Origin of the sequence: Actinoalloteichus spitiensis RMV-1378, from assembly GCF_000239155.1 — a bacterium.
GTDB classification, from domain to species: domain Bacteria; phylum Actinomycetota; class Actinomycetes; order Mycobacteriales; family Pseudonocardiaceae; genus Actinoalloteichus_B; species Actinoalloteichus_B spitiensis.
In genome coordinates this window covers 1-2247 of record NZ_AGVX02000341.1, presented here as the reverse complement: position 1 = coordinate 2247, position 2247 = coordinate 1, and the positions used below count along the sequence as shown (strand labels likewise).

Below are 2247 nucleotides of genomic sequence, written 5' to 3'. Positions count from 1 at the left end.
GGCGGGTCGGTGTGCTTCCACACCGGCCCGCCGGGACGCGACGGTGCGGACCGCCTGATGCTGTCGGGGGACACCCTCTTCGCCGGTTCCATCGGCCGAACGGACCTCCCCGGCGGCGACCACGAGCAGATGCTGGCGACCCTGCGGACCAGGGTGCTGACGCTGCCCGACGAGACGACCGTGCTGCCCGGCCACGGACCGACCACGACCATCGGCCGCGAGCGTGCCGTCAACCCCTTCCTGCGCAGAGGACTGTGATCCGCACACCATGACCGCCTTCACCGCCCCCCGGGGCATCCCGGACTACCTGCCGCCGGAGTCCGCCGCGCTGCTGACCGTCCGCGACACCCTCGCCGAGGCGGCCCGGCGGGCCGGCTACGGCTACGTCGAGCTGCCCGTCTTCGAGGACACCGCCCTGTTCGCGCGGGGCGTCGGTGAGTCCACCGACGTGGTCAGCAAGGAGATGTACACCTTCACCGACCGGGGCGGCCGGTCGGTGACCCTGCGCCCCGAGGGCACGGCCGGGGTGATGCGCGCCGTCATCGAGCACGGGCTCGACCGGGGGCAGCTGCCCGTCAAGCTGTACTACACCGGGCAGTTCTTCCGGTACGAGCGCCCGCAGGCCGGCCGGTACCGGCAGCTGCTCCAGGTCGGCGTCGAGGCGATCGGCGTGGACGACCCCGCGTTGGACGCGGAGGTCATCGCGGTGGCCGACGCCGGCTACCGGGCGCTCGGCCTGACGGGGTACCGGCTGGAGTTGACCAGCCTGGGCGACTCGACCTGCCGTCCCGAGTACCGCGAGCGGCTCCAGGAGTTCCTGCGGGCCCTGCCGTTGGACGAGGAGACCCGCCAACGCGCCGAGATCAACCCGCTGCGGGTGCTCGACGACAAGCGGCCGGAGGTGCGCGAGCTGCTGGCCGACGCTCCCCTGATGGTGGACCACCTCTCCCCGGAGTGCCGTGAGCACTACGAGGAGGTCAAGGAGCACCTGACCGGCCTGGGGGTGAAGTTCACCGAGAACCCGCGGCTGGTCCGGGGGCTCGACTACTACACCAAGACGTCCTTCGAGTTCGTCCACGACGGGCTGGGCGCGCAGTCCGGTATCGGTGGCGGCGGCCGCTACGACGGCCTGATGGCCCAGTTGGGGGGCCAGGAGCTGTCCGGCATCGGGTTCGGGCTGGGGGTCGACCGGACCCTGCTCGCGGCCAGGGCCGAGGGGCTGCCCGTCGGGGACGAGGCCCGCTGCGAGGTCTACTGCGTTCCGCTGGGCCAGGCGGCGAAGCGGCAGCTGGTGCGCATCGCCGCCGCGCTGCGCGGCGCGGGTGTCCGGGTCGACCTCGCCTACGGCGGCAAGGGGCTCAAGGGGGCGATGAAGGCCGCCGGGCGGTCGGGCGCGCGGTTGGCCGTGGTCGCGGGGGACCGCGACCTGGAGCAGGACGAGGTGCAGCTCAAGGACCTCCGGGACGGGTCCCAGCGCGCCGTCGGGCGTGCCGACCTGCTCGCCACCGTGAAGGAGGCGTTGGAGGGGTGACTGAGCGGGCAGCCGAGACCGACCGCATCCCCCTCGACCTGCTCCCGCCGGAGTTCCTCCGCAAGCGGGCGAAGTCGGTCGCGATCGGCGCGGTGCTCGTCGGGGCCGCCCTGGGCGGACTGTTCGGCCTGGTCGGGGGGCGCACCGCCGGGCTGGTCGCGGCGGCCGTGGTCGCCGTGCCGCTGTTGCTCCTCGCCTGGGCGGAGTCGCGCCGCCGGTGCTGGCTCGCGGGTTCGGAGCTCTCCGTGCGTGCGCTGGGCACGCGGACCGTCGACCTGGCCGAGCTGACCGACATCACGGTGCTGGTCGCCGACCAGCGCGGCGTGCGGACCATCGGCGTCCTCGTCCAGGGCGGGCCGCGGCGACGGCTGGTCAACGTCGCCGTGGCCCTCTACGCGGGCTCCGGCGGCCGGGAACTGGGCGTGTACGAACTGCGGCGTCTCGCGGACGCCCTCGCGGCCACCGGGGACACCCGGGCGCTGGTCCTGTCCCAGCTGTTGGTCGCTCAGCTCCGGGCCGACGCGCGCGGGGAGGCCGCCGCCGACCGGCCCCTCTACCAGCTGGCGTCGTTGGTGCCGGCCGGCCGGGTGCCCCGGCGGATCGGTTCCGACGCGGTCGCGCGCTTCGTCGCCGCGTTGGACTGACCCCGGCGGTCCGGGCGGGCCGGGGTCAGTCCAACGAGGGCCGATGGCCCGGCTCCGCCCGCGTAGAGGGCC

The 2247-nt window shown here is 74.5% G+C and carries 3 protein-coding genes; all 3 read left to right on the top strand.

What is annotated here, in order from left to right:
- A partial coding sequence (locus ACTIDRAF_RS0215390; RefSeq protein ID WP_016699625.1) for an MBL fold metallo-hydrolase occupies window positions 1-258 on the top strand: 258 nt, incomplete at its 5' end.
- A gap of 10 nt (window positions 259-268) precedes the next feature.
- Window positions 269-1531, top strand: a complete 1263-nt coding sequence (hisS, locus tag ACTIDRAF_RS0215385) for a histidine--tRNA ligase (RefSeq protein WP_016699624.1) — start codon at window positions 269-271, stop codon at window positions 1529-1531.
- Window positions 1528-2175, top strand: a complete 648-nt coding sequence (locus ACTIDRAF_RS0215380; RefSeq protein WP_016699623.1) for a hypothetical protein — start codon at window positions 1528-1530, stop codon at window positions 2173-2175. Before hisS ends, ACTIDRAF_RS0215380 begins: the two co-directional genes overlap by 4 nt.
- Window positions 2176-2247 lie beyond the last annotated feature (72 nt).

Coding starts and splice junctions, on each gene's coding strand:
- hisS (WP_016699624.1), top strand. CDS start 269: ATGACCGCCTTCACCGCCCCCCGGGGCATCCCGGACTACCTGCCGCCG.